Here is a 1310-nt window from a genome sequence, read left to right as displayed (position 1 = left end):
ATATACCCAGAAGTTATGCAGCATCGCTTCTTCAGACGGGAGGTTGGTACCATCTGAGTGAGCCAACTCCCGGAAGGCAAAAACCGAAGTCAACAAAACACAATTAGCAATAACCTGTGCAGAGCTCGACACATAGTGATCAAGTCGGTGCAAGACCGGGCGCATGGCAATATGGTGGCGCTTCAAGGTTGCCGTCATTGCACACAAAAAGATCAAGGTTATCAGGATGAACTTTTGGGAAACTAAGCCAACGCCTATCGCGTCAGAAACAAACAACTCTACTGCTCTGAATGCTTCAACGCTCGGGGTAATACGATCGCTTATTTCTTCGTAAGCTGTAAATTTATTCTGACAATCCTGACGTGCATTCTCGATAGAGGTACGAATTAAGTCCGGATCGACAGGTGCAGCATCGAATAGATCTAAACCTAAATCATCATCTTCGGTTTGAGCCAAACGTGCTTGCAACTGCTCTTCAACATTAACGTTTGGATCACAGGTAGGTGCGACAGGATCAACTCGAAGCTTATAGTAGCCCGGCCAGTAATGCTCCCCAACCTGTAATATCTGATTATGGATATCACTACTGGTACTAAAAACAACAACCAGTAACAACAAAATACAAGCTGGTAATGACGATAGCCACTCAGAAATTGAGCGGCCGCTTTGTGTATTGGAAGCCACGTAGTCCCTTCTCCCCGAAAAATGAATTGGTTTATTATTAGCCAAAAAAAAAATGCCGGTAGATTATACCGGCATTCCTTAGTAGCAGACTAGCTGGAGATTGACTTTCTTTTTTTCAAAAATGGGCAAATCACCTTGATTCAAGCATATTAAGGTGATACAAGTCTCATTTTTTAAAACAAGTCATCCAGTTCAACAGTTTCGATATCATCAGCGGCATTCTCATCCCAGAAAGATCCAAGTTGACCAACTGGAGTTCGGTGCCCCATATTTTCTGTCCACATTTTATCTGAAATTCGGGTGATCGCTTCTGTTGCTGCTACGTCCAATAAACGATACTGCTTATTCGCTTTATGATTAGTGATGTGCTCAGCATGTCGCTTAATAACCGTTCTTACACGCTCCATGTCACCTTTAGAATAAGCGGCGATAATATGGAAAACGTGCGCCAAACGGATATGCGCATTTTCACCAATCTGGTCAGCTTGCTCCAATCGCTCCCAAGCATTTTCACCCTCTGGTAATGCACCAGGTAACAAGCTCCAAACCGCTGCTTTTAACGCTAAAGGGACGCCAAACCACGCCCGGTTATCCAAACAACCCGCACCACGTTCTGCTTGTGCCGC

At 44.4% G+C, this 1310-nt stretch carries 2 pseudogenes; both read right to left on the bottom strand.

Annotated elements, in window-relative coordinates:
• Positions 1–684: pseudogene (locus A3766_RS04495) on the bottom strand (C4-dicarboxylate ABC transporter); the annotation flags it as partial.
• Between the two features lie 173 nt (positions 685–857).
• Positions 858–1310: pseudogene (locus tag A3766_RS30370) on the bottom strand (hypothetical protein); the annotation flags it as partial.

This window comes from Oleiphilus sp. HI0132, from assembly GCF_001635845.1.
This window is presented reverse-complemented; position numbering and strand designations above follow the sequence as displayed.